At 69.3% G+C, this 25,709-nt stretch carries 23 protein-coding genes; 1 reads left to right on the top strand and 22 read right to left on the bottom strand.

The window, feature by feature from the left end:
• Positions 1-187 precede the first annotated feature (187 nt).
• The 4 genes from NRP21_RS25765 to NRP21_RS25750 all read right to left on the bottom strand — a co-directional run bounded on the left by NRP21_RS25765 (position 188) and on the right by NRP21_RS25750 (position 5,289).
• Entirely contained in the window at positions 188-1,432 is a 1,245-nt protein-coding gene (locus NRP21_RS25765) for a CaiB/BaiF CoA transferase family protein (protein WP_257719110.1), read from the bottom strand.
• A 25-nt stretch (positions 1,433-1,457) separates the two neighbouring features.
• On the bottom strand, positions 1,458-2,426 hold the full coding sequence (locus NRP21_RS25760) for a Bug family tripartite tricarboxylate transporter substrate binding protein (RefSeq protein WP_257719109.1): 969 nt from the start codon (positions 2,424-2,426) through the stop codon (positions 1,458-1,460).
• Positions 2,427-2,545: 119 nt separating this feature from the next.
• Complete coding sequence (locus NRP21_RS25755; RefSeq protein ID WP_257719108.1) at positions 2,546-3,703, bottom strand: FAS1-like dehydratase domain-containing protein; 1,158 nt, start codon at positions 3,701-3,703, stop codon at positions 2,546-2,548.
• 26 nt (positions 3,704-3,729) lie between these two features.
• Positions 3,730-5,289: an acyl-CoA synthetase gene (locus NRP21_RS25750; protein ID WP_257719107.1), complete on the bottom strand. Its 1,560-nt coding sequence runs from the start codon at positions 5,287-5,289 to the stop codon at positions 3,730-3,732.
• A gap of 94 nt (positions 5,290-5,383) precedes the next feature.
• Between NRP21_RS25750 and NRP21_RS25745 the strand changes: the two genes are divergently transcribed.
• Complete coding sequence (locus NRP21_RS25745; protein ID WP_257719106.1) at positions 5,384-6,181, top strand: IclR family transcriptional regulator; 798 nt, start codon at positions 5,384-5,386, stop codon at positions 6,179-6,181.
• A 327-nt stretch (positions 6,182-6,508) separates the two neighbouring features.
• On the opposite strand, the gene NRP21_RS25740 is transcribed toward NRP21_RS25745, so the two are convergent.
• From NRP21_RS25740 to NRP21_RS25655, 18 genes are all read right to left on the bottom strand, one after another.
• Positions 6,509-7,465, bottom strand: coding sequence for an SMP-30/gluconolactonase/LRE family protein (locus tag NRP21_RS25740; RefSeq protein WP_257719105.1), 957 nt, complete (start codon positions 7,463-7,465; stop codon positions 6,509-6,511).
• Positions 7,462-8,199, bottom strand: coding sequence for an ABC transporter ATP-binding protein (locus NRP21_RS25735; protein ID WP_257719104.1), 738 nt, complete (start codon positions 8,197-8,199; stop codon positions 7,462-7,464). The genes NRP21_RS25740 and NRP21_RS25735 overlap by 4 nt, the downstream gene beginning before the upstream one ends.
• Positions 8,192-8,980: an ABC transporter ATP-binding protein gene (locus NRP21_RS25730; protein ID WP_257719103.1), complete on the bottom strand. Its 789-nt coding sequence runs from the start codon at positions 8,978-8,980 to the stop codon at positions 8,192-8,194. Before NRP21_RS25730 ends, NRP21_RS25735 begins: the two co-directional genes overlap by 8 nt.
• The gene (locus NRP21_RS25725) at positions 8,973-9,962 is read right to left on the bottom strand and encodes a branched-chain amino acid ABC transporter permease (protein ID WP_257719102.1); all 990 of its coding nucleotides are present in this window, start codon (positions 9,960-9,962) and stop codon (positions 8,973-8,975) included. Before NRP21_RS25725 ends, NRP21_RS25730 begins: the two co-directional genes overlap by 8 nt.
• Positions 9,955-10,845, bottom strand: coding sequence for a branched-chain amino acid ABC transporter permease (locus tag NRP21_RS25720; RefSeq protein WP_257719101.1), 891 nt, complete (start codon positions 10,843-10,845; stop codon positions 9,955-9,957). Before NRP21_RS25720 ends, NRP21_RS25725 begins: the two co-directional genes overlap by 8 nt.
• Positions 10,842-11,753 carry an NAD(P)-dependent oxidoreductase gene (locus tag NRP21_RS25715; RefSeq protein WP_257719100.1) on the bottom strand — a complete coding sequence of 304 codons (912 nt, stop codon included), beginning with the start codon at positions 11,751-11,753 and terminating at the stop codon, positions 10,842-10,844. Before NRP21_RS25715 ends, NRP21_RS25720 begins: the two co-directional genes overlap by 4 nt.
• Positions 11,754-11,760: 7 nt before the next feature.
• Positions 11,761-12,516, bottom strand: a complete 756-nt coding sequence (locus tag NRP21_RS25710; RefSeq protein WP_257719099.1) for an SDR family NAD(P)-dependent oxidoreductase — start codon at positions 12,514-12,516, stop codon at positions 11,761-11,763.
• A 49-nt stretch (positions 12,517-12,565) separates the two neighbouring features.
• A complete protein-coding gene (locus tag NRP21_RS25705; protein WP_257719098.1) occupies positions 12,566-13,771 on the bottom strand; it encodes an ABC transporter substrate-binding protein in 1,206 nt (401 codons plus the stop codon).
• Between the two features lie 183 nt (positions 13,772-13,954).
• Complete coding sequence (locus tag NRP21_RS25700; protein WP_456300251.1) at positions 13,955-15,604, bottom strand: acyl-CoA dehydrogenase family protein; 1,650 nt, start codon at positions 15,602-15,604, stop codon at positions 13,955-13,957.
• Between the two features lie 13 nt (positions 15,605-15,617).
• Positions 15,618-16,835: a CoA transferase gene (locus NRP21_RS25695; RefSeq protein WP_257719096.1), complete on the bottom strand. Its 1,218-nt coding sequence runs from the start codon at positions 16,833-16,835 to the stop codon at positions 15,618-15,620.
• Entirely contained in the window at positions 16,832-19,492 is a 2,661-nt protein-coding gene (locus NRP21_RS25690; protein ID WP_257719095.1) for a 2-oxoglutarate dehydrogenase E1 component, read from the bottom strand. Before NRP21_RS25690 ends, NRP21_RS25695 begins: the two co-directional genes overlap by 4 nt.
• Positions 19,493-19,541: 49 nt before the next feature.
• Positions 19,542-20,603 (bottom strand): isocitrate/isopropylmalate dehydrogenase family protein, encoded by a 1,062-nt coding sequence (locus tag NRP21_RS25685; protein ID WP_257719094.1) that lies wholly within the window; start codon positions 20,601-20,603, stop codon positions 19,542-19,544.
• Between the two features lie 5 nt (positions 20,604-20,608).
• A complete protein-coding gene (locus NRP21_RS25680; protein WP_257719093.1) occupies positions 20,609-21,601 on the bottom strand; it encodes a Bug family tripartite tricarboxylate transporter substrate binding protein in 993 nt (330 codons plus the stop codon).
• Positions 21,598-22,431, bottom strand: coding sequence for a TauD/TfdA dioxygenase family protein (locus tag NRP21_RS25675; RefSeq protein ID WP_257719092.1), 834 nt, complete (start codon positions 22,429-22,431; stop codon positions 21,598-21,600). Before NRP21_RS25675 ends, NRP21_RS25680 begins: the two co-directional genes overlap by 4 nt.
• A 444-nt stretch (positions 22,432-22,875) precedes the next feature.
• Complete coding sequence (locus NRP21_RS25670; protein WP_257719091.1) at positions 22,876-23,457, bottom strand: cysteine hydrolase family protein; 582 nt, start codon at positions 23,455-23,457, stop codon at positions 22,876-22,878.
• Positions 23,450-24,157, bottom strand: a complete 708-nt coding sequence (locus NRP21_RS25665) for a GntR family transcriptional regulator (protein WP_257719090.1) — start codon at positions 24,155-24,157, stop codon at positions 23,450-23,452. The genes NRP21_RS25670 and NRP21_RS25665 overlap by 8 nt, the downstream gene beginning before the upstream one ends.
• A gap of 105 nt (positions 24,158-24,262) precedes the next feature.
• Positions 24,263-25,099, bottom strand: coding sequence for a Bug family tripartite tricarboxylate transporter substrate binding protein (locus NRP21_RS25660; RefSeq protein WP_257719089.1), 837 nt, complete (start codon positions 25,097-25,099; stop codon positions 24,263-24,265).
• Positions 25,100-25,435: 336 nt separating this feature from the next.
• A complete protein-coding gene (locus NRP21_RS25655; protein ID WP_257719088.1) occupies positions 25,436-25,618 on the bottom strand; it encodes a hypothetical protein in 183 nt (60 codons plus the stop codon).
• Positions 25,619-25,709 lie beyond the last annotated feature (91 nt).

Here is a 25,709-nt window from a genome sequence, read left to right as displayed (position 1 = left end):
ACCGCCCCCCTCGCGCACGCGCGCGGCCTGCGCGCGCAGATCGTCCACAAGCGCCCGCATGCGCGCCGCATTCTCCGCGAACTCGGGCGCGCGTGTGTCCAACGCACTTTGCAGAACAGGCATCAGGGCGTCTCGACCTCAGTCCCGGGTACCACGGAGCCCTGCGGCTCGGAGCAGCAGCACCGCATCACTCCCCTGCCCCGCAATGGATGACGCCCCTATTCCGCAAGCTCGCTATGCGACTCTCGTCGTAGCCCAGCATCTCCCGAAGCACCTCGTTCGTGTGCTCGCCGAGGCAGGGCGGCGGTTCCAGCGGCGCCTGCTCGGCGCCCGGGAACTTGACGGGGCGCCCCAGCATGCGGATCGGACCGGCGCGCGGGTGCTCCACCTCCACCACCATCTCCCGCGCCCTGGCATGAGGATGCGCCAGGGCATCCTGCACCCCGAGAACCGGCGCGTGCGGGATATCGTGCTCTTGCAGGACCCGCTGCCATTCCGCGACAGTGCGTGTCCGGGTGATGGTGGCGATGCGCGGCTCGATCTCCGCCCGGCGTTCCCGCCGTTGCGCCATCGTGGCCAGGCCGGGATCCGCGCCGAGTTCGTCGCAGCCCAGCGCCGTGCAGAGGCGTGGCCAGAAATGATCCGCGAGGCAGGCGATGACGATGGCACCGTCCGAAGCGGGGAAGGCATCGTAGGGCACCACGCTTGGATGGGCGGAGCCCATAGGCCGCGGGTCCTGCCCGGTGAGGAAGGCGAGCTGCGAGAGATAGCCAAGCAGGGACATGGTGCCGTCATAGAGACTGGCATCAATGAGACGCCCGCGGCCCGTGGTGTGGCGTTCATGCAGGGCGGAAAGGATGGCGATCGCGCCGAAGATGCCGCCGGACATGTCCCCAATGGGCAGCCCGAGCTTCACCGGCGCGCCGCCCTTCTCACCGTTCACGCTCATCACCCCCGTCATCGCCTGGGTCACGATGTCGAAGGAGGGCATGCCCGAGAGCGGGCCGGTGAGGCCGAAGCCGCTGATGGCGCAGTAGATCAGGCGCGGGTTCAGCGCCATCAGCGCCTCCGCACCGAGGCCGAGCCGGTTCATCACGCCGGGGCGGAAGTTCTCCACCAGCACGTCGACCGTGGCGACGAGTCCCCGCAGGATCTCCGCCCCCTCCGGGTCGCGCAGGTCAACCACCAGGCTACGCTTGCCGCGATTGAGCCCGAGGAAATAGTGACTCTCCCCGCCGACGAAGGGCGCGAACCCGCGGGTCTCGTCCCCCTTTCCCGGCGGCTCCAGCTTCAGCACCTCGGCGCCCAGGTCCGACAGGAACTGCGTGGTGAGCGGCCCGGCCAGCACGCGGGTGAGGTCCAGCACCCGCACCCCAGCGAGCGGTCCCTTCCAGGGCGCGGCAGCCGGTGCGGCCCGTTCGGGACGGGGCATGGGATGATCCATAGGGATCCCTCCGCTACTGCGGGGCCAGGCCCAGGCTGCGGACGATGGGCTCCCAGATCGCGCGGTCCCGCCGCATCAGCGCCGCCAGGTCCTCGGGCCGGCCGCCAAGCGGGTCCGCGCCGTCATGGACGAGCATGGCCCTGATGGCGGGATCGGCGAGCGCCGTATTGGCCACGCGGTTCAGCACCGCCACTGCTGCGGCCGGCGTGCCGCGCGGGGCGTAGAGCGCGTTCCATGCCTCCAGCGTCGCATCCACGCCCAGCTCCTTGAGCGTGGGCACGTTGCCGAGCGATTCCGAGCGGCTTTCAGTGGAGATGGCAACCGGCGCCATCTGCCCTTGCCGGATGGGCCCGAGCACCGCCGTAACCGTGTCAATCGAAGCCTGGACATCCCCACGCAGCAAACCGGTCAGCGCCTGTGCGCTGCCCGTATAGGGAACGGGGAGGAGGTCCGCCCCGGTCTTGTCTCGGATCATCTGCAGCACCGCCCGGGCGGTGGTGCTGGGCAGCCCCACCGAGACCTGGCCGGGCCTCTCCTTCGCGGCGCGGATGAGATCGGGCACCGTGCGGAGCACGCCGTTCTGGGCCACGCCAAGCATCATGCCGAAGCGCAGGATGCCCGCGACCGGCTCGAAATCCCTTACCGGGTCGAAGCCGAGATTCGCATACATGAACTCGTTGCCGGCATGGGTGCCGTTGGTGCCCCAGAGGAGGGTATGCCCGTCGGGCTCCGCCCGCGCCGTGGCCGCGGAGCCGATGTTGCCTCCGGCGCCAGGTCGGTTCTCCACCACGAACGGCTGCCCGAGTTGCCGCTGGAAGTGTTCTGCGAACCGCCGGGCGAAGAGGTCTGAGCCCTGGCCCGCGGCGTAGGGCACGATGATCCGCACGGGGCGGCTGGGGAAGGCCTGGGCCTCGGCGCGCCCCAGGGGAACGGCCCCGGCCAGCGCCCCCAGCGAGGCGGCGAGCATGGTCCTGCGATGCATCACGTGCCCTCCCGTGGGCGGTCTTGGCATTCCTGGACGTCGTGCACTTGGACGGGGGCGGTTCGTCCGCCCCTCGTCCTCATTATCAGGTACTCAACTCGAGGGGGGGCTGGCCGCCCTCACCCCGCACGGCTCGGCAGGGCGACGGTGCCGCCGCCAATGACCGAGAGCTCGCCGTCCTGGTTCACGGCCTGCTGCTCGATCTCGACGAGGTGGCGCCCGCCCTCCACGCGCTTGCCCGTCACCTTGCCATCGATGAAGAGCAGGTCGCCTTCCGGGTTGTGGCGGCGCAGCTTGCTGGTGGCTCGCACCAGGAAGCCGTCATCACCCATCCAGTTCGTCAGGTGGTGCGTCAGCCAGGAGCAGCGCTCCGGGCCGTAGTCGTAGGCGCCGGGTGCGCCGACCATCAGCGCCATCTCAGGCTCCCAGTGCACGCGCTCCGGGCAGTCCGGGATGCCGAACCGGTTCTTGATGCCGAGCCCGGGGTGATTGCGGATCTGCCTCCAAGCCAGCTTGTTCGCGCGGATATAGAGCCCGCCCCAGCCCTGGGCATAGGCGATGAAGCCGGTGACGGTCATCGGACCCTTCGCCATCGTGGGCAGCACGTCGCCGGCCGCCACATCCTCCCAGTATCGGGGAGTCGCGCCGCGCACTTCCTCGGCCTCGTAGAGCTTGTAGACGCGCTCCAGTTCCGCCTCGGTGTAGACACGCGGCGGCTTGGCCTTCACCTCCCGGTACTTGGTGCCCTGCTCGCGTGCGGCGTCGCGATCCGTGCGGAAGCACCAGCTCTCGGCCTCCGCCACCTTGTCGCCGCCATCGCCGTAGAAATCGACGTGGTAGACTTGGCGGATCGCCCGTCCGGCGAAGGTGGTCTCGTGCTCCACCAACTCGGAAAGATGTGCCTCGGTACGGATGGTCTCGTTCCGGCGCACCCAGCGATGCCAGCGCCAATCGGCGCCCGACCACATGGCGTGCACGCCCGGCAGCCCGCCAACATAACCGGAGATGATGCGGCTGGTGGTAAAGAGGAAGCTGGGCAGGGCAACGATGCCGCCCTGTGTGCTACGCGCTGCGTAGTCCGGGTTGCACCACAGCGGGTTGTCGTCCCCGATGCCGTGGGCGTAGTGGCGAATGTTGTCCCGCGTCGCCTCGTAACACCAGGGCTCGGCGGTGTTCTCGATCTTCACGCCGATGCGGGCGCGCAGGTCGTCGAGCGCCTCCTCGGTGATCTTCGGGAAAAGCCGGCTCCCCGGCTTCTCGAGTGTCGTTGCGGACATGACGTTCCTTCCTTCTCTCTTTGAGCCTACGCAGGCACGCGACGTGCAGCCTCGGCGTCGCGGATGGCCTTGCGGTTGATCTTGCCGGCCGGGGTCTTCGGCAACTCAGGTACGAAGGCGACCTGGCGCGGGTACTCGTGCTGGCTGAGCCGAGCCCGGGTGTGGTCCTGCAGCTCCCGGGCGAAGTCGTCGTCGCCGATCCGGACGCTGACGATGAAGGCCTTCACCACCTGCCCGCGCACGGGATCGGGCACGCCGATCGCTGCCGCTTCGCGCACGTCGGGATGCTGCATCAGCACGTCCTCGATCTCGACGGCACTCATCGTCCAGCCGGCGGAGATGATCACGTCATCGGCGCGTCCGGCGTGGTAGAAGTAGCCGTCCTCGTCGACACGCCCCAGGTCCTTGGTCGGCACCCATTCTCCCCGTCGCCGCAGCTTGATCTCACCGATCTCACCGGGTTCGGCGGGTGTACCGTCGGGACGTTGCACCTGCACCTCCAGCCCCGGCACAGCCTTGCCGAGGGAGCCGGGCTTCACCGGGAAATCGCGGGCGCCCGGATAGTTCACGAGGGCGACGCCGACCTCGGTAGTGCCGTACATGCTACAGGCCGGCACGCCGAAGATCTCGTCGATGAAGCGCAGCGTCTCCGCGTCGATCGGCTCGCCGGTGTAGGAGAGCTTGCGTATCGCGAACCGGAACTGCGCCGCTTGCCCGCTGGTCCGCATCATTCGGTAGTGGGTGGCGGCCGCGGAGAGATTGGTGATGCCGAAATCCTGGAGCGCCTTCATCAGCCGAACCGGGTCGAACTTCCCCGCATATGTCCCGGTTGTGACACCCATGGCGAGCGGCGCGAGCGTGCCGTGCGCCAGCCCGTGGCCCCAGGCGGGGGAGGAGGGGCAGAAGAACTCGTCGGCCGGGCGGATGCCGGTGCCGTAGAGGGCTGCCAGCATGAGCACGACGATGGAGCGGTGCGTGTGCTTCACCGCCGCCGGAAGCTCCCGTGTTGTGCCAGAGGTGTACTGGAACAGCGCCATGTCGTTCGCGCCCGTCCGCACAGCGTACTGGGCGGGGAACCGCGCCAGGCCGTCCATGAAGTCCGCGTCGGCAACCACCGTCTCCGTTCCCTCGATGGCGCTCGCGGCGTCCTCCTTCCCGGCCTGGGTCAGCAGCACGCGCGGGGCACAGTCCGCCACCCGTAGCCGAACCCCGTCCGGGCCAAAGAGGGTGAAGAGCGGTACGGCGATGGCGCCGCGCTTCATGGCGCCGAACATGGCGGCGTAGAAGGGCAGCGAGGGGTCGATCATCACCGCCACCCGGTCACCGCGGCGCACGCCGCGCGTCTCTAGCCAATGGGCAATGCGGGAAGAAGCCTCGGCGATAGCGCGGAAGGTGATGAGCTCGTCCCGGCCATCCGCATGCGCGACGCGCACGGCCAAGCGCGCGGGATCGGTGGCGTGGCGATCGATGCACTCCTGGGCGACGTTGAAGTGCTCGCGGTCGCCGTCGAAGAAATCCCAAAGGCGCTCGGGGGTGAAGTTTGCCTGCGCGAAGCCGTAGTCGGGGCTGTCGGTGAGCCGTGCCATCGAACGCTTCCTCTCCCGGCTTCTCGCCTTGGGCACATTCAAGGCAAGGCAGGATAGTGTTGTCAATGAGAATAGTTTGTTGTATTAGGACAACATGAACCAGGATGACGAAGCTCGGCATGATCCCTCTGACCGGGGCGCGACGATCCGTGCCGTTCCCGCCGTTACCCGCGCGATAGCAATCCTGAAGCTGCTCTCGCGCAGCGATGCCCCGCTGGGCGTACACGGCATCGCGCGGCCGCTAGGCATGGTGCCCAGCACTTGCCTGCACATCCTTCGCGCGCTCGTCGCGGAGGAGATGCTGTCCTTTGACCCAGCGACAAAGCGCTATGCACTGGCGGGTGGCGTCGTCGCTCTCGCGCGGGGAATGCTGCGCAAGGACCCCTTCAGCAACCTCGCGCAGCCGGTGCTCGATCGGCTCGCGGCGGAGTACAGCGCCACCGCGATCGGCGTGGAGATCCCGGGGCTCGACCACATCGTGGCTGTCGCCATCGCGCGGCCGAGTCACGCGCTGCGGCTGCAGGTGGATGTAGGTAGCCGGTACCCCTCGCTGATCAGCGCGACCGGGCGCTGCATCGCCGCCTTCGGCGGCCATTCCTGGAGGGAGATCGAGCGGCGCTTCCACGGCCTGCGCTGGGAGGACCCACCAAGCCTCGCGCAGTGGCGCGCCGACATCCAGGCGACGAAAGAGAGTGGCTTCGCGGTCGATGAAGGCCGGTACATAACCGGTGTCACGGTGATCGCCGCCCCGGTGGCGCCGCGAGAGCGCGTCTCCCATGCACTTGTCATTGTCGGCGTCAGCGAGCAGCTGCGCCGCATCGGCCTGACTGAGATCGGGACGACCCTCAGAGCTCAGGCTAGCGCCCTCTCCCTCCAGCTGGAGGGCGGGTGACCTCGCCCTACCATCGGGGCAGCGATGGCGACGTTACCCTGCGAAGGCAAGTATCTCCTCCGCCCGCCGGACGACCGGCGGATCGATCATGCGGCCATCAAGTTCGAACGCACCTCGCCCCTTGTCCCGAGCGTTACAAGCTCCCTTGGCAACACGCAGTGCCCAGTCGAGCTCCCTCGAACCGGGCGTGAAGGCGGCATTCAGCGGTGCTACCTGAGAGGGGTGTACGACCAGCGCGCCGCGGAACCCCATCTTCCACGCGCGGGCCGCGATGTGCCGGTACGCAAAGGTGAGGCAACTCGCAGCCCGAGCTCGACCCAGCGAGGGTCACCCAAGCCTCGGTTGCAGCGGCAGCCCACTTCTGGGCCAGTCAACCGCGATCAGGCGCCCGGTCCCGGACAGGGTGATGAATGCCGTCCTGAGCCCGCCACCGCCGAAGCAGATGTTCGTGCAATACGGCTCCGGTGCGGCATGGAACTCGACCAACTCGCCCACGGGCGAGATGACCGAGATACCTGCATGCACCAGTGTCGCCACGCAGATGTTGCCGTCCGCCTCAACGGCCAGGGAGTCAAAGCGCTGGTATCCCGGGGGACCGTAGAGAAGGCGCCCGCCGTTGGGCGACGGCCAGGCCTCCAGGCCCACCTCACCCGGCGCGGTGACAGGATAGGCCCAGAGACGGCTCGTCTCCGTCTCCGCCACGTAAAGCGTGCGGCCATCCGGGGAAAGACCGACCCCGTTCGGGGTCATGGAGGGGAAGATCACCTCGCGGATGAGGCTGCCGTCGCAGCGGGCATAGTAGACGGCGCCGCGGTCCATGCTGCGGGCCCGCACCTTGCCCAGGTCGGTGAACCAGAAGCCGCCATGGGCGTCGAAGACGATGTCGTTCGGACCGTTCAGGGGCTTGCCGTCGCATTCCGTGTAGAGAATTCGGACCTGGCCCGTCCCAAGGTCCACACGCTCGATCCGGCCGCCAGTGTAGTCCTCGGCGATACCGACGGGACGGAGGTAGCCGTCCGCCTGCTCCAGCCAGCGGAAGCCGCCGTTGTTGCAGACGTAGCAGGCCCCGTCCGGCCCGATGGCCGCCCCGTTCGGCCCGCCGCCCAGCCTTGCGACCACCTCGGCGTGGCCAGAGGGAGCGATCCGCGTCAGCGTCCCGCCCTCGATCTCCACGACCAGCAGGCTGCCGTCGGGCAGCCAGATCGGCCCCTCGGGAAAGCGCAGCCCGCGCGCGACCTCGCGCCCAACCAGTTCCATCACGCCACCCTTCGTGAATGCATTCACGCCGCCACCTCCCCCGCCCCGAGATAGGCGGCGATGGCCTCCTCCATGGCCGCGGGCTCCCGCAGCTCCGCGGCCTCCCTTCGCCCGAGCATCCGTCCTCCCCGCATGAAGTGCACCGCGTCGGACACACGGACGGTCAGTCGGAAGTTCTGCTCAACGAGGATCATGGCCAGCCCCGTCTCCGCGCGTACCGCCTCCAGCTTCTCGAAGACACGCCGCACCAGCAGGGGCGCGAGGCCGAGCGAGGGCTCGTCGAGGAGCAAGAGGCGCGGCCCCGCCATCAGAGCGCGGCCGATGGCCAGCATCTGCTGCTCGCCGCCGCTCAGGCGCCAGGCCGGGCTCCCGGCCCGCCCGGCGATCTCGGTGAAGATGCCCAGCACCATGTCCCGCCGCCGGCGCCGCGTGGCGCCATCTAGGTGGAAGCCGCCCAGGACTAGGTTCTCGTCCACCGACAGGTTGGGCACGATCTCCCTTCCCTCCGGCACGTAGACGATCCCGGCCCGCACCAGCGCCCGCGCATCCTGCACCGTGATGTCCTCGCCCTCCAGCAGCACGCGGCCGGCGGATTTCGGCACCAGCCCCGCGATCGCCTTCAGCACGGTGGACTTGCCCGCTCCGTTCGCGCCCAGCAGCCCGACCGTGCCGCGCTGCGGCACCGCCAGCCCTATCCCGCGCACCGCCGTGGCGGCGCCGTAGCGGACCTCAAGCCCTTCCACCCGGAGAAGGTCAGTCATCGGAATCCCCCAAGTAGACGCGGATGACCTCAGGGTCGGCCCGGATCTCTTCCGGCGTGCCGGTCGCGATCCGCTGGCCGAAGTTCAGCACGTGGATGCGGTGGCAGAGCTGCATGATGAGGTCCATGTCGTGCTCCACCACCACGATCATCAGATCCGGGGAAACGAGGCCCCGGAGCACCGCCATGAGCTGCCGGGTCTCCGCCGGGTTCAGCCCCGCCGCAGGCTCGTCCAGGAGCAGGACGCGGGGGCGGGAAACGATGGCACGGGCAATCTCCACGAGGCGCTGGGTGCCCGGGGGCAGCCCGGCGGGCGTGGTCTCCGCATAGGCCGCAAGATCCAGGCGGCGGAGCACTTCCATGGCCGCCGCCCTGGACTCCTCCACCTCGGCCCGCCCGGCAGGAAGGGGCAGGAAGGCGTCCGCCCAGCCCGAGCGGCCGAGCCGCGCCCGGCCGAACATGACGTTCTCCACCACGTCCAGCTCCGGACAGAGGGCCACGTGCTGGAAGCTGCGCGACAGGCCAACCCGGGCCCGTTGCGCGGGCGGCAGCCGCTCCAGGGGCTCGCCACCCAGGGCGATGGTGCCCTGCTGCGGGCGGTAAAGCCCGGTGAGGCAGTTGAACAGGCTCGTCTTGCCCGCCCCGTTCGGCCCGATGAGCCCCGTGACCTGGCCAGGCCGGAAGTCCATGCTGACTTCCTTGAGCACCCGGTGCCCGCCAAAGGACAGGGAGACGGAGGTGACCGTCAGCTCCGCACCTGCGGTGATCGACGCGTCAAGCATCCCGCCGCCCTCCCGCCAGCCGCGCCCGGAGTGCCGCGAGGACCTCCGCCGGACGGTGTCCGAGGGTGATGACCAGCAGCAGCGCGGCGCCGTAGATGATCGGCACCCAGTCCCCCCAGGCCGCGAAGACCTGCGGGACAAGGGTGATGAACGCGCCCCCGGCCAGGGCTCCGATCAGCCCGAGCGACCCGAAGCTGACCACCGTGCCCACGAGGAGGTAGATGGCCGTCGAGAGGGTGAAGCTGTTCGGCGAGACGGTGGAGGCCGAGAAGGCGAGGAGCGATCCGGCGACGGAGGCCACGGCGGCACTGATGGCGAAGGCCGCCAGGCGCGCGTAGCCGCGGGAGAAGCCGAAGGCCTCGGCAGCCCGGGGATGGTCCCGGGCCGTGAGCAGCACCAGCCCCTGCCGGGAGCGCCGGAAGCGCGCCAGCAGCAAGACAACCAGCCCCAATACGACGAGCGGGAGGTAGTAGCGCTGCAGCTCGATGGACAGGCCCGGCACCAGGGGGCGCGAGACGTAGAGGCCCTCGTAACCGCCCGCGACTGGGCCCGCCTGCAGGATCAGCTCGGGCACAGCGAGCGCCAGCGCCATGGTGGCAATGGCAAGGTAGATGCCGGACAGCGCGCGGGACGGCCAGGCGAAGGCGACGCCGAGCACCGCGCCGGCGATCGCCGCAACCGGGAGCCCGATCCCGACGGACAGGCCCAGCTGCCGTTCCAGGATCGCCGTGCAGTAGGCGCCGAAGGCGAGGAAGAAGCTGTGCCCGATCGAGACCTCCCCGCCGTAGCGGAGCAGGAAGCCGACGGAGAGGACCGCCACGGCATTCGCCATGCAGACGCCCACGCTGTAGGTCCAGAAGCCGCCCGCCACGGCGGGGATGGCGGCCAGGACCACGAGAGCGACCCAGCTCGCCAGGCGGCGCGGCAGGGGGCGCGCCTCGCCCGTGACCGCGTGGGTTACCACGCCGACCGCCTCAGGCACGAGAGCCTCCTCCGCGCTGAGGCAGGATGCCGCCCGGGAACAGGTTCAGGGCCGCGAGCATGAGGACGAGCAGGAAGGTCGCGCTCAGCTCGGAGGTCACGAAGTAGCTGAACAGGTTCATCGTGACCCCCACGATCAACCCGCCGACAATGCTCCCCGGCAGGCTGGAGAAGCCGCCGAGCACCGCCGCGGCGAAGGATTGCAGCATGAAGGATGCGACCGTCGTCGAGCTGAGGAAGGTGCTGGGGATGATCAGCAGCGCCGCCGTCACGCCCAGTCCTGCCGCCACGCCCCATGCAAGGCCTTGGACGGCGTGGATGTTCAGCCCGCAGACGCGGCTGGCGAAGGCACTGGTGGAGACCGCGCGGAAGGCGATCCCGACCCGGGTCCGCTCGATGACGAAGAAGAGGACCGCGATGACGGAGCCCGAGACCGCCAGCACGGCAAAGTCGTAGGAGGTGACCCGGAGCCCCGCGACCGTCGCGCTCCAATTCGGCACGGGCAGATCGAGGTTGACGATGTCGGCGCCGAAGAGGACCTGCACCACCCCCTGCAGGACGAGGCTGATGCCGAGGGTCGCGATCGTCCCGCGGAGGTCCGACACTTCCGAGACCCGGGCAATGAGCCCGTAGGAGACGAGCGCCAGGACGACCACGATCGCCAGCGCCACGAGGACGGAGGCAACCCAGCCGAGGCCGCCTCCCATCGCCGTCAAGCCATAGACCACGAAGCCTGCGAGGGCCGCCAGGTTGCCGTGCGCGAAGTTCACCACCCGGGTCGCCTTGAAGATCATCACCAGCCCGAGAGCCCCCATGGCGTAGAGGCAGCCCGTGACGATCCCCGTCCAGACGAGGGAGAGGAGGTCCTGGAGGGCGTCGCTCATGTCTCTGCGGGCTCCGTCACGGTGAGGCGCCCCGCCACCAGCTCCAGCAGGACCGGGAAGTACTGACTGCCCGCGCCGAGGCGGACGAGCTCGGCGTAGTATTCGCGCGCCGTCTCCGTGACTCGGGCCTGAACGCCCGTATCACGTGCCAGCTCCAGCGCCCCGGCCAGGTCCTTCAGCACGTAGGTGGAGGGGAACGCGCGCTCCGGGTAGTTCCGCGGCACCATCGCCTTCATGCCGTGGTTGCGAAGCACGAAGCTGTCGCCCGATCCCCGCGAGACGGCGTCCAGCAGCCGGGCGGGTTCCACCCCGGCCCGCTCTCCGATCGCGATCATCTCGGCCAGCGCCGCGACGTGCTCGAAGACGAGGGCGTTGTTGATGAGCTTCACCGCCTGGCCCGTACCGATCCCGCCGCAATGCGTGACGTCGGTGGCCATGTAGCCCAGCAGCGGGCGCAGCCGGGTGAAGGTCGCCTCGTCCGCGCCGACCATGATGCTGAGCTCGCCGCGGATCGCGGCTTCGCGGGTGCGGGCCACGGGAGCGTCGGCAAAGCCTATCCTGCCCTCGGCCAGCCGCCGCGCGACATCACGGGCGGAGGCGACCGTGGTGGTGCTGAGATCCACGACGAGGAGGCCAGGCTTGCCGTGGTGCAGGATGCCATCCTCGCCGAGGCAGACTGCTTCGACCTGCGGCGGGCCCGGAAGGGAGAGGAAGACAATGTCCGCGCCGCGAACCGCCTCCGCCGCGCTCTCCACCACCACGGCCCGGGTGTCCCGCAGCGCGTCGCGCGCGGCCGCCCCCATGTCGAAGGCACGGACCTCGCCCGCGTGCTTGGTGGTGGTGTTGCGGCACATGGGCCCGCCCATGACGCCGAGGCCGATAAAGCCGATGGTTTCCGCTGCTGTCATGTCCGCCTCAATCCATCAACATGCCGCCGTTCACGTCGAGCACGGTTCCCGTGATCCAGTTCGACGCGGGCGAGCAGAGGAAAAGGATGGCCTGCGCGATGTCCTCGGGCTGGCCGAACCGCCCGAGCGGAACGCTGCCGTTGGCCGAGGGCGGCGCGCGGCCGGTCACGGTCTGCCACATGGGCGTTTCCACCGGCCCGGGCGCGATGGTGTTGGCGAAGACGCCGTGCTGGGCGCCGGACTTCGCAACCCACTTCATCAGCCCGTGCACCGCCGACTTGGCGGAGACGTAGGCGGGGCCGGACGCCACGCCGCCGATCTTGGCGGCAATGGATCCCAGCGCGACAATCTTGCCCCCACCCGCCTGCACCATGAGGGGGTAGAGCTTCCGCAGCGGGTTCACCACGCCCATGAGGTTGACGTCGAGGATGGACCGCCACTCGTCGTCCTCGCTGTCCGCCAGGGGCGTGTTCGCGATCGTGCCCGCACAGAGGACCAGCGCGTCCACCCGCCCGTGCTCCGCCAGCACCGCGTCGATCATGGCTTCCGTCCCGGCCCGGGACGTCACGTCGCATCGCATGAAGGTGACCCCGGGCGCCATGACGGTTCCGGCGGCGGCCTGGTGCAGGTCGGCGGCCACCACCTTCGCCCCGGCCTCCGCCAGGGCGGCGCAGACGGCCCGCCCGATACCGCCGGTCCCGCCGGTCACGATGGCCACGCGGCCGTCCATCCGCGCGGGCGCGCTGATCGGAATGCTTGTCATGTCTGTCCTGTCTTGGAGGCTTCGTCGGTCGGCCGCGGTCGTTGCCCGCTCAGCTCGGCAGGTCGAACGCCGCGGCCGGGTAGGGCCGGAACTCACGGACGAGGCTGAACTGCCCGCCCTTGGCCTGGATGATTCCTTCCTGACGGGTGCCGCGGTGGTCACCGGGCTGGAAGGAGACGTTGCGGGCGCCGCCGACCGAGGCATCCCTCAGCCCTTCCATCGCCTCGATCAGGTTTGGGCGCGTTAGCGGCTTGCTGCTGTCCAGCAGCCGCTCGAACCCCGAGGCGAAGAGGGCCGCGTTGCTCCACCCGTTCAAACCGAAGACCCCGATCGGGTCGTTCGGGGCGTACTTCGCGGCGGACTGGCGGTAGGCCTCCACCTCCGGCTCCGACCCGCCGACGGGCAGCAGCCATGAGGAGAAGTAGGTTCCGTCCAGCAGCTCTGAGGCGAGGCGGTAGGTGGAGGGGTCGGCGGTGAAGAAGGGCGCGAACCAGGTAGCGCGCAGGCCGCCGCGGCTCGCCGAGCGCAGCGCGGCGGCGAGGTTAGCGTTTGAGCCGAACATCACCACCGCCTCCGCCCTCGCGCTGATCAGGCGGCGGATCTGCGGGGTGAAGTCGGTGGCCCGCACGTCGAAGGGTTGCGACTCCGCAGGCTCCATGTTGCGCGACGCCATGTACTTGTCGAAGCCGCGCTTGGCAGAGCGACCGAGCTCGTCGTTCTCCCACAGGAGCGCCACTCGCTGGAGCTTCAGCCCGTCGATGGCGTGCTCCGTGTTCGCGGCGGCCGACCAGCCGTAATCGGGCAGCAGCGGGAAGACGTGCTTCTCGGTAAAGAAGGCGGAGGCACCCCCGATCGGGCCGATCATCGGCAGGCCCTGCTCCCGGGCGTAGGGGATGACGGCCACGTTCGTCGCGGTGCCGACCGGCGCGACCAGGGCGAAGATGCCCTGCTCCTCCACCAACCGACGGGTCACGGCGACGCTGCGCGAGGGCTCGTAGCCGTCATCCATGGTGGCGTACCGAACCTGCCACCCCCGGATCCCGCCATTCTCGTTCTTGTACCTGAAGAATGCATCGGCGGCCCGGGTCAGGATGGCGTAGAAAGGCACGGGCCCGGTGACGGGCGTGAAGGCGCCGACCGTGACCGTCTTCGTTGCAGGGTCGATGCCCGGCACGCCGCCCTGTGCCAGCGCGGGTCGCGCCAGCGGCGCCAGCGCCGACGCAGCCATAACCGACAGGAACTGGGCTCGGCTCATCGTCATCTTCTTGGATCCCCAATGGCCGCCTTTCCGGCAACCCTTTCTGATGCCGTCCGCGCGAAGTCCTGCCCGGCCGACCTTTTCCAGAAGCTTCGCTGCTATTCAGCCGGGCGTCAACGGATAATGCATTATGCATCTGTTTCTTCGCAGCAACTCGGCTCTTCGGGCCTTGCTGGAGTCCTAATTCACTCGTCCTAGCAGCCCGCGCGCGATGACCTGGGCCTGGATCTCCGCCGCGCCCTCGAAGATGGAGAGGATGCGCGCGTCGCAGAGCACGCGGCTGATGGGGTACTCGATGGCGTAGCCGTTCCCCCCGTGGACCTGCAGCGCGCAATCGGCGTTGCTGAACGCAACCCGCGCGGCCAACAGCTTGGCCATCCCTGCCTCCATGTCGCATCGCTGGCCAGAGTCCTTCGTGCGCGCCGCGAAGTAGGAGAGCTGGCGCGCCATCATCGTCTCGGCTGCCATCCAGGCGAGCTTCGCGTGCACGCGCGGGAAGCGCAGGATTGGCCGCCCGAACTGCTCGCGCGTCGTGGCGTAGGCGGCGCCCAGCTCCATCGCGTTCTGCGCAACGCCGAGGGCGCGAGCGGCGGTCTGGATGCGCGCGCTCTCGAAGGTCTCCATCAGCTGCTTGAAGCCCTGCCCCTCCACCCCGCCCAGCAGCGCGGAGGCCGGCACCTCGAAGCCATCGAAGCCGATCTCGTACTCCTTCATCCCACGGTAGCCGAGCACGGGGATCTCCGCCCCGCTCATACCCGGTGCGGGGAAGGGATCCGCCTCCGTCCCGCGCGGCTTCTCGGCCAGCAGCATCGATAGGCCCTTGTAGCCCGAGCCCGGCGCGCCCGTGCGGACGAGCAGCGTCATCAAGTCGGAGCGCGCGCCGTGGGTGATCCAGGTCTTGGCGCCGTAGACCCGGTACACATCCCCTTCCCGCACCGCGCGGGTGCGGAGATTGCCGAGGTCGGACCCCGTGTTCGGCTCCGTGAACACCGCCGTCGGCAGCGTCTCGCCGGAGGCGATGCGGGGCAGCCAGCGCGCCTTCTGCTCCTCCGTGCCGCCGAGGCGGATCAGCTCCGCCGCGATCTCGGAGCGCGTGCCGAGCGAGCCGACGCCGATATAGCCCCCGCTCAGCGCCTCCGAGACGAGGCACATCGCCACCTTGCCGAGCCCGAGCCCGCCGTACTCCTCCGGCACGGTCAGCCCGAAGACGCCCATCTCGGCGAGCTTGCCGACGAGCTCGATCGGGATCAGCTCGTCGCGCTGGTGCCAGCCCTGGGCATGTGGCGTTACCTCGGCCGCGGTGAAGCGCAGGAATTCCGCCCGTGTCGCCTCCAGCGCCTCGTCGTCCAGCCCGAGCGCGCCGTAATCCCCTTCCGCGACCCTGTCGGCCAGTGCCAGCCGGGCGGCCTCCACCGCCACGGGGCTGGAGAGGCGGGCGAGCAGGGGCTCGGCGAGGAAGCGCGCGACAGCCTCGGGCGGCACACCAAGATCTGCGGGGCGCACGACCTCCGCCTGGCTCATCGGGATGCCGCCCGCAAGCTGGGCCAGGTACTCGGCATAGCCCAGGCGTAGGATCGCCGCCTCGGTCGCGCCAAGGCTGCCGGAACTTGCGAGGCCTTCCGCCCAGCGCAGGGTCTGGCGCAGCGCCTCCACATAGGCGGCCTGCCAGGCCAGCCCGTGCAGGGCGAATTGGTGCCGGTCCATCAAGGCCGCGTCCGGCTTGCCCGCGGGAGCCACCCTCCCGGCCACCGCGCGGCGCCCCTCCTCGAAGAGGCGCTCGGCCGCTGCCAGGGCCGCGCCGTACTCGGACAGCGCGATTTCATTCGTCACGGCATTCATCGGGTCAGCGCTCCTCCGGTCCGGCAACGATGCCGAAATCATGCAACTTTCGGATCTCGGCGGCGGACAGGCCGAGGACATCCGCCAGCACCGCGTCGCTGTGCTCGCCCAGGCGCGGCGCCGGGATCGGCTCCGGGCGCGGCGTGCCGGAGAAGGCAAGCGGCACGGCGGGGGCCAGGACGCGCCCGACGCCGGGCTGCTCGATTTCCGCGAACATCGGGTTGGACGTGGAAACGCGCGGGTCCTCCCTCACGAGCTGGCCGAAATCCTGGTAGGGCCCCCAGAGGATGCCGCTGCCCTCGAGGAGCTTGGTGACCTCGGCCAAGGTGCTGCGCGCGAACCAGGGGGCGAGCACGGCGGCGATGGCGTGCCGCGCCTCGAAGCGCCCGCCCTCCTCGTCCAGGTTCACGTCCAGCATGGGGCCGATCATCGCCAGCTTCTCGGCCAGCCCCGTCACCTTGCCGATGGCCCGCCACTGCCGGTTCGAGATGGCGACAATCATCACCCGGCGCCCGTCCGCCGTCGGGAAGTCTCGCCCGAAGGCGCCGTAAAGCTCGTTGCCCATGGGCGGCCGCACCGCCCCGTTCACCTGCACATCCGCCACGTAGCCGAGGTTCGCGACGGAGGCGAAGGCCACGTCCGCGAGGGACAGCACCACCTCCTGCCCCTGCCCGTCCCGCTTCCGCGACCGCTCCGCCGAGAGGAGGCCGGTGGCGAGGTAGAGCCCCGCCGCGATGTCCCAGGCAGGCAGGACGTGGTTCACCGGCTGCCCACCGGCGCCCGTGGCCGCGGGGAAGCCCGCCGCACAGTTCACCGTGTAGTCCACGGCCCCTGAGCCGTCCGGGTTGCCGGTCAGGCGCAGCATGATGAGGTCCGGACGCCGCGCGGACAGGGCGGCGTGGCTCATCCAGCCGCTGGCGGGCAGGTTCGTCAGGAGGATTCCCGCATCCTCGCCTTCCGCGCAGATCAGGGCGCGGGCGATCTCCTGCCCTTCCGGCTTGTCCAGGGCGAGCGCCACGGAGCGCTTGGCCTTGTTCAACCCGGTCCAGTAGAGGCTCGTGCCCTCCGGCGCGAGCGGCCAGCGGCGGTAGTCGATGTTGCCGCCAATCGGGTCGATGCGGATGACCTCGGCGCCGAGCTGGGCGAGCGTCATCCCCCCAAGAGGAGCCGCGATGAAGGCGGAAACCTCCACCACGCGCAGTCCGGAAAGCGGGCCCATCATGCGGCCCTGGTCGCTCGCGCAGGCGGTTCGGCGGCGCAGGCACGCTCGACGATGGAGCGCTGATCGGCATCGTGGTCCCCGTGGAAGCTGCCCGCGGGGGACGGCGACTCAGGGCGCCCCACATAGGCCAGCTGCGGCGAGCCCAGCCCGGCACCGGCCAGGACGGCTTCCAGCCGTGGGCGGACCCAGTTCCAGGGGCCCATGTTCTCGGGCTCCTCTTGGACCCACCGGCACCGGGCATCGGGCCAGCGACGGGCCATTTCGGCGAGGACCTCCTCCGGGAACGGGTAGAGCTGCTCCAGCCGGACCACAACGGTCCCCGCCTCCTGCCGCTGGGAAAGCTCTTCCTCCAGCTCGTAGGCAATCTTGCCGGAGCAGATGAGAACGAGGCGGACGTCGCCCCTCACTGCCCCGGCGATCACGGGCAGGAACCGGCGGCCCGGCGCAAAATCCTCCAATGGCGAGACCGCGGCGGGCAGGCGGAGCAGCTTCTTCGGACTCATCACGATCAGGGGGCGCCGGACGCCCCCGAGGGCCTGCTCGCGGAGAAGGTGGAAGTAGTTGGCGGGCGTGCTGGGATTGACGATCCGGGCGTTGCCCTTCGCCGCCATCTGCAGGTAGCGCTCCGGCCGTGCCGAGGAGTGCTCCGGTCCCTGCCCTTCCAGCCCGTGCGGAAGCAGCATCACGAGGCCGGAGCGGTCGCCCCACTTCTCCTCGGCCGACATGACGAACTGGTCGATGACGATCTGCGCGCCGTTGGCGAAGTCGCCGAACTGGGCTTCCCAGAGCGTCAGCACATCAGGCCGGGCCAGGCTGTAGCCGTACTCGAAGCCGAGCACCGCGTACTCGGAGAGCGGGCTGTTATGGACGGAGAACCGCGCCTGTCCCTCGGCTAGCCCGTTCAGGCCGAGATGCATCGCGCCGGTCCCTGTGTCGAACAGCCCGAAATGGCGGTGGGAGAAGGCCCCGCGCACCACGTCCTGCCCACTCAGGCGGATCGGGACGCCTTCCATCAGGAGAGAGCCGAAGGCGAGCGCCTCCGCGATGGGCCAGCCCACCTGCCCTTCCTCCGCCACCAGGCGCTGCTTCAGGATCCGTCCCATGCGCGGATGCAGCGCCATGCCCGCGGGACCCTCGGCGAGCCGGGCCGCGATGGAGCGGAGCAGGTCCGGCGATACGCCGGTCTCGGGCGCGATGGAGGGCTGCGCCTCCCCGGCCACCCCTGCGGCGTTCGGGCGGTACTCCGACGCCTGCTCGTAGGCAGCCTGGAGCCGGTCCCGGTTCCGGCCCCGCTCGGCCGCGACCTCCTCCTCGGTCATGATGCCCTCGGCCACCAGGCGCCCGGCGAAGGAGGATGCCACCGGCTCCTTGTCCGCGATCCGCTGGTAGAGCAGCGGCTGCGTGAAGGTCGGCTCGTCGATCTCGTTGTGGCCGTTCCGGCGGTAGCAGACGAGGTCGATCACGGCGTCCCGGCCCTGGGCGTGGCGGTAGCCGAAGGCCAGCTCCGCCGCCCGGCACACCGCCAGGGGATCGTCCGCGTTGACGTGCAGGATGGCGCTGTCGATGGCCTTCCAGGCCCCCGTACAATGCGTGGAGGTGCGGGCGTCCCGCTCCTCGGTCGTGAAGCCGATACGGTTGTTGATGACCACATGCACGGTCCCGCCGGTCCCGAAGCCCTCCGTCCCACCGAGCTGCAGGGTTTCCGGCACGATACCCTGGCCGATAACGGCGGCGTCGGTGTGGAGGATGACAGGCAGGACCTTCGCCCGCCCCTCATCGCCCTCCAGCTCCTGCAGCGCGCGAGCCCGGCCCAGGACAAGCGGGTCGACCGCCTCCAGGTGGGAGGGATTGGCAAGAAGGGTGACGCTCAGCCTGCGCCCGCCGACCTCCAGGGACGTCTCCAGGCCGAGGTGGTAGGGCACGTCCCCCGCGCGGTCGGAACCGGGCGAGAGGGGATGCATTCCCTTGATCTCGGCCAGCATCCGCGTGAGATCCTTGCCCAGCACGTTGGCCATCAGGCTCAGCCGCCCCCGGTGCATCGTGCCGACGACCACGTGCGTCACGCCCGAGGCGGCGGCCGCCTCCAGGATACGGCGCAGCAGCGGCACTACGGCCTCTGCCCCCTCGGCGCCGAAGCGCTTCTTGGTCGGGTACTTCACGCCGAGGAAGCGCTCGAACTCGTCCGCGGCGATGAGCCCTCCCAGGATGGCCCGCTTCTCCTCGGGCCCGGCCTCCCTCGCCCCGGCCTCGAACTCCCGCAGGAGCCAGGCCCGCGCCTCCGCAGCATCAATGTGCGCCGTCTCGACCGTCAGCGTGCCGCCGTAGAGGCGCTCCAGGGCCTCTGGCGACAGGGGCTGGGCAGGAGGCTCGCTGGCCTTCAGCCGCGAGAGCATGGGTGAGCGCTCCTGCACGAGCGGGCAGACCCACGCATGCAGGTGCCCGCGGGCCCGGATCGCCTCGGCGAGCCGGGCCGCCACCGCGCCCCCCTCCCCCGGCGCCCGCGCCTCGAGGCCGCTTCCTGGCTCCAGATCCTCAAGCACCTCGAAGAGGACGCGCCAGCCCGGATCGACCGATGCCGGATCGAGGCGGAACTGCTGCTGCAGCGCCTCCAGCGAGGAGGCGCCCATTGCCACCAGCGGCGACGAACCATGACCCATGCGAAAGACTTGCTCCGGATGACTGGGCGTGCGTGGGAGGGAGGGCGCGTCAGTTCGCGCGAATGCGGGCTGCGAGTGCTTCCGCGGTCGCGGCGGTGCCGAGGCGGCCGCCGATGTCCCGCGTTGTCTCCCCAGCATCGATAGCATTGGCGACGGCGGCCTCGATGGCGTCCCCGGCGGCCGCGAACTCTCCCTTCCCGGTGCGGCGACCGTGCCAGGAGAGGAGGAGCGCTGCCGAGAGCACCAGCGAGAAGGGGTTGGCCAGGTCCTTCCCTGCAATGTCCGGCGCCGAGCCGTGGGCAGCCTGGGCCATGGCGTGCTCGGCCCCGGCATTCAGCGACCCACCCAGGCCGAGGCTGCCCGACAACTCGGCCGTCAGGTCCGAGAGGATGTCGCCGAACATGTTCGTGGTGACAACCACGTCGAAGCGCCGGGGATCCCGCACGACGTGGGCCATCATGGAGTCCACCAGCACCGTCTCGAGCGAGACGTCCGGGTAGTCGGCGGCCACCTCGCGGCACGCGCCGAGGAACAGCCCGTCCGTCACCTTGAGCACGTTGGCCTTGTGCACCACCGTGACGCGGCGCCCGCGGCGCATGGCCAACTCGCAGGCCGCCCGCGCGACGCGCAGGCTGCAGGCCCTGGTAATCCGGCGCAGCGAGATGGCCACCTCCGGCGTGACCAGGATCTCGCCGTTCCCCGCCTCCATGTTGCGGTCGGCGTAGAAGCCCTCCGTGTTCTCCCGCACGACGACGAGGTCGAACTCGCCAACCTTCCCGACGAAGCCCGGATAGGTCCGGCATGGGCGGATGTTGGCGAAGAGGTCCAGGCCCTTGCGGAAGAATTTGGAGGGGTTGATCTCCCCGCGCCGCTCGTCGTCGCTCTCCAGGATGTCGGCCGGGCCGAGCATCACGCCGTCCGACCTGCGGGCCTCATCCAGCAGCTCGCTCCGTGCTGTCGTGCCGTGGAGCCGGTGGCTCTGCCGGCCGACCACCTCGTGCTTGAACTCCAGGGATAAAGAGAAGCGGCTCCGCGCGGCGTCGAGCACGGCCAGGGTGGCCGCCGTGATCTCGGGGCCGACCCCGTCCCCGGGGAGAACCAGGATGCGCATCTCGTTCAATCCATTCTTGCCGCGTTGCTGTGGCGCAGAACCTCGCCCCAGCGGCTTGTGTCGTTCGCGATCAGCGCGCCCAGATGCGCGGCCGTCGCCTCCTGCCCGGCCGGTATCCGGCCCATCATCCCCTCGTAGCGGTGCCTCAGCGACGGCTCCTTCAGCGAGGCCGCCAAGGCGGCTTCCCAGGCGGCCCGGACTGGCGCCGGCGCGGCGGAGGGCAGCACGAGGGCGTTCCAGACCTCCATGTCGAGGCCGGGGAGGCCCGCCTCCCCCGCCGTGGGTACCGCGGGCAGCACGTCGAGCCGCTTCGCGCCCGTGACCAGGAGGGCCCTGGCCATGCCGTCCCGGGAGTTGGGGATGGCGCTGAAGGCCTGCTCAATGAGCATGTCCACCTGCCCGGCTAGTAGGTCGTTCACGGCAGGTGCCCCGCCGCGGTACGGGATGAGGTCCGCACGCCCCCCGGCCGCGTCCAGGAACTGCAGCGCCGCGAGGTGCAGGGTCGAGCCCGCGCCAGAGGTCGCAATGCGCAGGTCCCCGCTCCTGGCCCGGCGAAGCAATCCCTCCAGATCCGCTATTCCGGACCGGGCGGAGACCAGGAGCACCATTGGGTTGGTGCAGACCACCCCCACGGGCGCGAAGTCCCGCTCACTCTGGAATCCCGGCGAGCGGTAGAGGTGGCCGTTGATTGCGAACACCCCGACGTGGGCGAAGAGCGCCGTGTGTCCATCGCCCGACGCCCGGGCAACGCGCTCCGCACCGATGTTGCCGCCCGCGCCCGTGACGTTCTCCACCACCACCGTCTGACCGAGGCGCGGGCCGAGCTGTTCGGCCAGGAGCCTCGCCATCACGTCCGTGGTGCCGCCCGCGGCGAAGGGCACCACCAGCGATATGGAACGCGCCGCGCTCCACGGCGTCTGGGCCCGGGCGACGGCTGGCAGGGACAGCATCCCCGCCAGCACCGCCCGCCTGGCCACGCCGGCTGGCGCAGGCGTCACCTCGGGGTGTCCCCGGCGAGGGTCACGCGGTGCATGATGCGCCGGTAGCCGTGGTAGTCGTTCACCGGGTTGTGCAGCGCGCAGCGGTTGTCCCAGAACGCGATGGAACCCGGCTCCCAGCGGAAGCGGCAGGTGAACTCAGGCTTGACCTGGTGCTCGAACAGGTAGGCGAGCAGGCCCGCGCTCTCCTCCTCCGACATGCCCTCGAAGCGGAGGGTGTGGCCCCCGTTGACGTAGAGCGCCTTCCGCCCCGTCTCGGGATGGGTCCGCACCACGGGATGCGCGGCCTCCAGCACCTTGCGCTCCTCGCCCGCCTTGCGATCCTCCCGCGTCCGGGTCTTCTCGGCCTTGGCGGAACTGTTGATGGCCTTCAGCGGATCAAGCAGCTTCTTCATGCCGTCCGAGAGCGCGTCGTAAGCCGCATAGGCGCTGGCGAAGAGCGTGTCGCCGCCAAAGGGCGGGAGCTCTCGCGCCACCAGCATCGTCGCCATCGGCGGCTGGTCCAGGTAGGCCGTGTCAGTGTGCCAGAGGCCACCGAAGTTGACGCGCTCGTCCTCGCGCTTCGCGACGGTGATCACCTCCGGTGCTTCATCCAGCCCCTTGAGGAATGGATAGTGGACCACATCGCCGAACCGCCGCGCGAAGGCGACGAAGTCCTTCGGTTCCAGCGGCTGGTCGCGGAAGAAGATCACCGAATGTTCGAGCCAGAGCTCGCGGATGCGCGCGATGGTCTCGTCGGAGGCCTTGGCGAGGGGACCGACGCCGTAAACCTCGGCGCCGAGAGCGCCGGCGATGGGGCGGGCCGTGATCTGCGGGGTGATGCTATTCATGGCGGCCCCACTTCCTCGAATGATCGCAAGTCATGGTGGTCGTTTCCTCCTTGAGGTTGTGCGTCAGACCGGGGAGCTCGCCCCTCCGACCAACACCATGGTGCCCAGCCGGAGCATCCGTCCGGTGATGCCCGACGGGGCGGAATGAGAGCCGGCGCGCCGAGCATTTCGTAGAGCGCCCCGGCAACACGGACCGGAACCCAGACCGGGATGTCTTTCCTTCCCCCGATGATGCATAATGCATTCTTTGGAGCGTCACAAGCGGCCATGTCGTTAATTGCCGATAATCTAGTGGAAGGCATGGGAGCGGGGCGAGTTGGATGGAACTCAGGAATGCCTGAAATTGGGCCTACCCAGGGGAAGTTCGGAGCCCCTCCCCGGCCGCTCACTTACGGGCGTGATGGTCAGCCCGCCTGACACCGCGCCTAGGCTTGCAGGGTGAGCTCAAGCCGAGAGGTCCACCTCACTGACCTTCTGGATCTTGGCGAAGCGCTGCATGCAGGAGATCGCGTTTCGATGCTCCTCGTCGGAAATCCCAGCACAGCAATCCTCCACGACCACGCAGGCATAGTCGCGATCGTGCCCTTCGCGAACGCCCGTGTGCACGACGCCATTCGTCGAGACGCCGGTGAGGAAGAGGCGCTTGGTTCCCAGGGCCCGCAAGGTCGGCTCGAGAGAGGTGCCGTAGAAGGGGCTGACCCTGTGTTTCACGATATCCAGGTCATCAGGTTGGGGCCCCAGAGCCGGATGGATCTCGGTCCCCCAACTCCCGAGCTTGAACAGCCCCTTTTGCCGCGCGGCGGAGAAGACCGGGGAGTTGGGCGGGCACTGGACGTAGTCGGGCGAGAAGCCCACGCGCACGAACCCCACCCGCACCCCCGCAATTCGCGCCTTGCCGATCAGCTCACGCGTCCGCTCGATAACGCCGCGCTCCGCGATGATGGGAGCGTAGGTCTTCGCGTTGGGCCCCTCCGGGTGAATCAGGTCGTTCATCATGTCCATGACGAGAAGCACTGAGTCACTCATTCCGTTTATCCTCCTTGCCGCGTCGCGGCGTCCTACGGACACGGACAGCAGGCGGGTGATCCCCCCCGATCTCCGTTTCATCCTTCACCGTCGCCCAGCCCGCCTCGATGTGGCGCCGCAGGGCTAGCATCGCGCCCGCGAGGTCGCCCTCGATCATCGCCCGCAGGAGCTCCTCGTGCTCTTCTACGGCCGTGACCGCGCGTCCCTCGACCCGGTTGATCACGTCGAACGGGTAGCGGGCCCACAGGATCTGAACGAAGTGCAGGGTCTGCGGCAGGTTCGCCGTGGCGTACATCTGCTTGTGGAAGCGGTAGTTGGAGGCCCGGGCCTCGGCGCTGTCCTTCCTTCGGACGGCTTCCGCGAACTCGTCCGCGAAGCCTCGGATCAGGCGCAGGTCCTCCGTGGTTGCCCTCTCGACCGCGTGCCGGATCAGCTGCCCCTCGAGCAGGATCCGCAGGTTCAACGTCTCCACGGAGGCTGCCACGTCGAGAGGTGCCACCACCGCGCCCTTGTAGGAGCTGCCGCTGATGTATCCTTCCGCCTCGAGGAGCTTGAGCGCCTCCCGCACCGGCGTGATGCTGATCTGAAGCGTCTTCGCAACCTCGGCCTGCTTTAGGCGCGTGCCGCGAGGGAAGTGGCCGGATAGGATAGCCTCCCGAAGATGATCGGCAACCTGTTCCTCTTTGGTGCGGTACTCCACGGCTCCCGTGATCCCCTCTGGCTGGGCCGACCGGCCGAAAGGGATCTCATACGATGCCTGATGCCCGAGGAACAACGTCGCCAGCCCTCTACCCAGCCTCGTGGGCTAGTCCGCCTTGACGTTGGCGGCGTGAATGACCTCGCGCCACCGGACGATGTCGGCAGCAAGGAAGCGACTGAACTCCGCCGAAGGCATACCCACCGGCACGAGCCCAAGGTCTTGGATCCGCGGCCGCAGCGCAGGGTCGTCCAGTGCGGACCTGAGTGCGGCATAGACGGCATCGACGATCGGCGTGGGAAGCCCAGCCGGGCCGAAGAGCCCGTGCCAAGCGGCCACGTCGAAGTCGCGGATGCCCGCTTCCTGGACGGTCGGGACTTCGGGCGTCCAACTCAGCCGGGCGTCGGAAGTGGTGGCCAGCGCCCGCAAGGATCCCTCGCGCACGTAAGGCAGGACCGCTGTGACCTGGTAGACGAGCATCGGCACCTGGCCGGAGATGACGTCCGTCACGGCCTGGGCCCCGCTGCTGTAGGGCACATGCTCGAGCGGCGCGCCCGTTCGTAGTACGAGGAGCTCTCCCGCGAGGTGGCTTGAGGTGCCGTTCCCGGCAGATGCGTAGGCGACCTTTTCCCGTTGCCGGTGAGCCCAGTTCAGGAATTCCGGCAGTGTCCGCGCCGGTACCTTAGGGTTCACCACCAGCAGGTTCGGTGCGTTCGTCGTCAGCGAGATCGCCGTGAAGTCGCGGAGCGGATCATAGGGCAGCCTCGGCATCAGCGTGGGCAGGATCGCGTGGGAAGCGACTGCCCCCAGCAGTAGCGAGTACCCATCCGGCGCGGACCTGGCGATCGCCTCGCTGCCCACCGCGCCGCTTGCCCCCGGCCGGTTCTCCACGACGACCGGCTGGCCGAGAACCTTGGCCATGGCCGGGCCGATGAGGCGAGCCATGGTATCGGTGCTGGTCCCCGCGCCATAGGGAACCACGAGGCGGATGGGACGGTTGGGGTAGCGCGCATCGGATTGCTGCGCGGCGCCACGTCTCGGCCACCCCGCAACCATCGCGGCCCCAACCCCGAGCAGCGTGGCGCGACGGCTAAGGACACCGGACTCATGAACGACAGCTACCATTCCGGTCAGCCCTCCCCTGTCCCTGCAACGCAGGCAGCCATTCCGAGCCAAATAATGCATTTTATTTCTAATGCTGCAAGGGCTGGCTACATTGGCAGCCACCTTTGCGACTGCCTCGCCCAAGCAGAATGGCTCCCGAGTGAGCAGGGGCTGTCGTTACGCGGAATGCGGCACCTTGGGGCAGAAAAGCGGAACGGCCGTCACCACGACCGGCAGGATCAGCATCGCCCACGTCGCCGCGTAGCCGAGATGGTCCACGACGAGGCCGAAGGCGAACGGGCCGTGCGCCATGGCCCCCATGCAGACTGTCGTCGTCAGGGCTACCGTGAATGCGATCAAGGTCCTGGCAGCACTCTCCGCAACCCCTCGAAAAGTGGGGAAACCAGCTGATCCCGCACAGCCCCAACACGACGAGAGCGACGGCCACAAG

The organism is Roseomonas populi (assembly GCF_024594815.1).
Taxonomy (GTDB): Bacteria; Pseudomonadota; Alphaproteobacteria; order Acetobacterales; family Acetobacteraceae; genus Roseomonas; species Roseomonas populi.
This window is presented reverse-complemented; position numbering and strand designations above follow the sequence as displayed.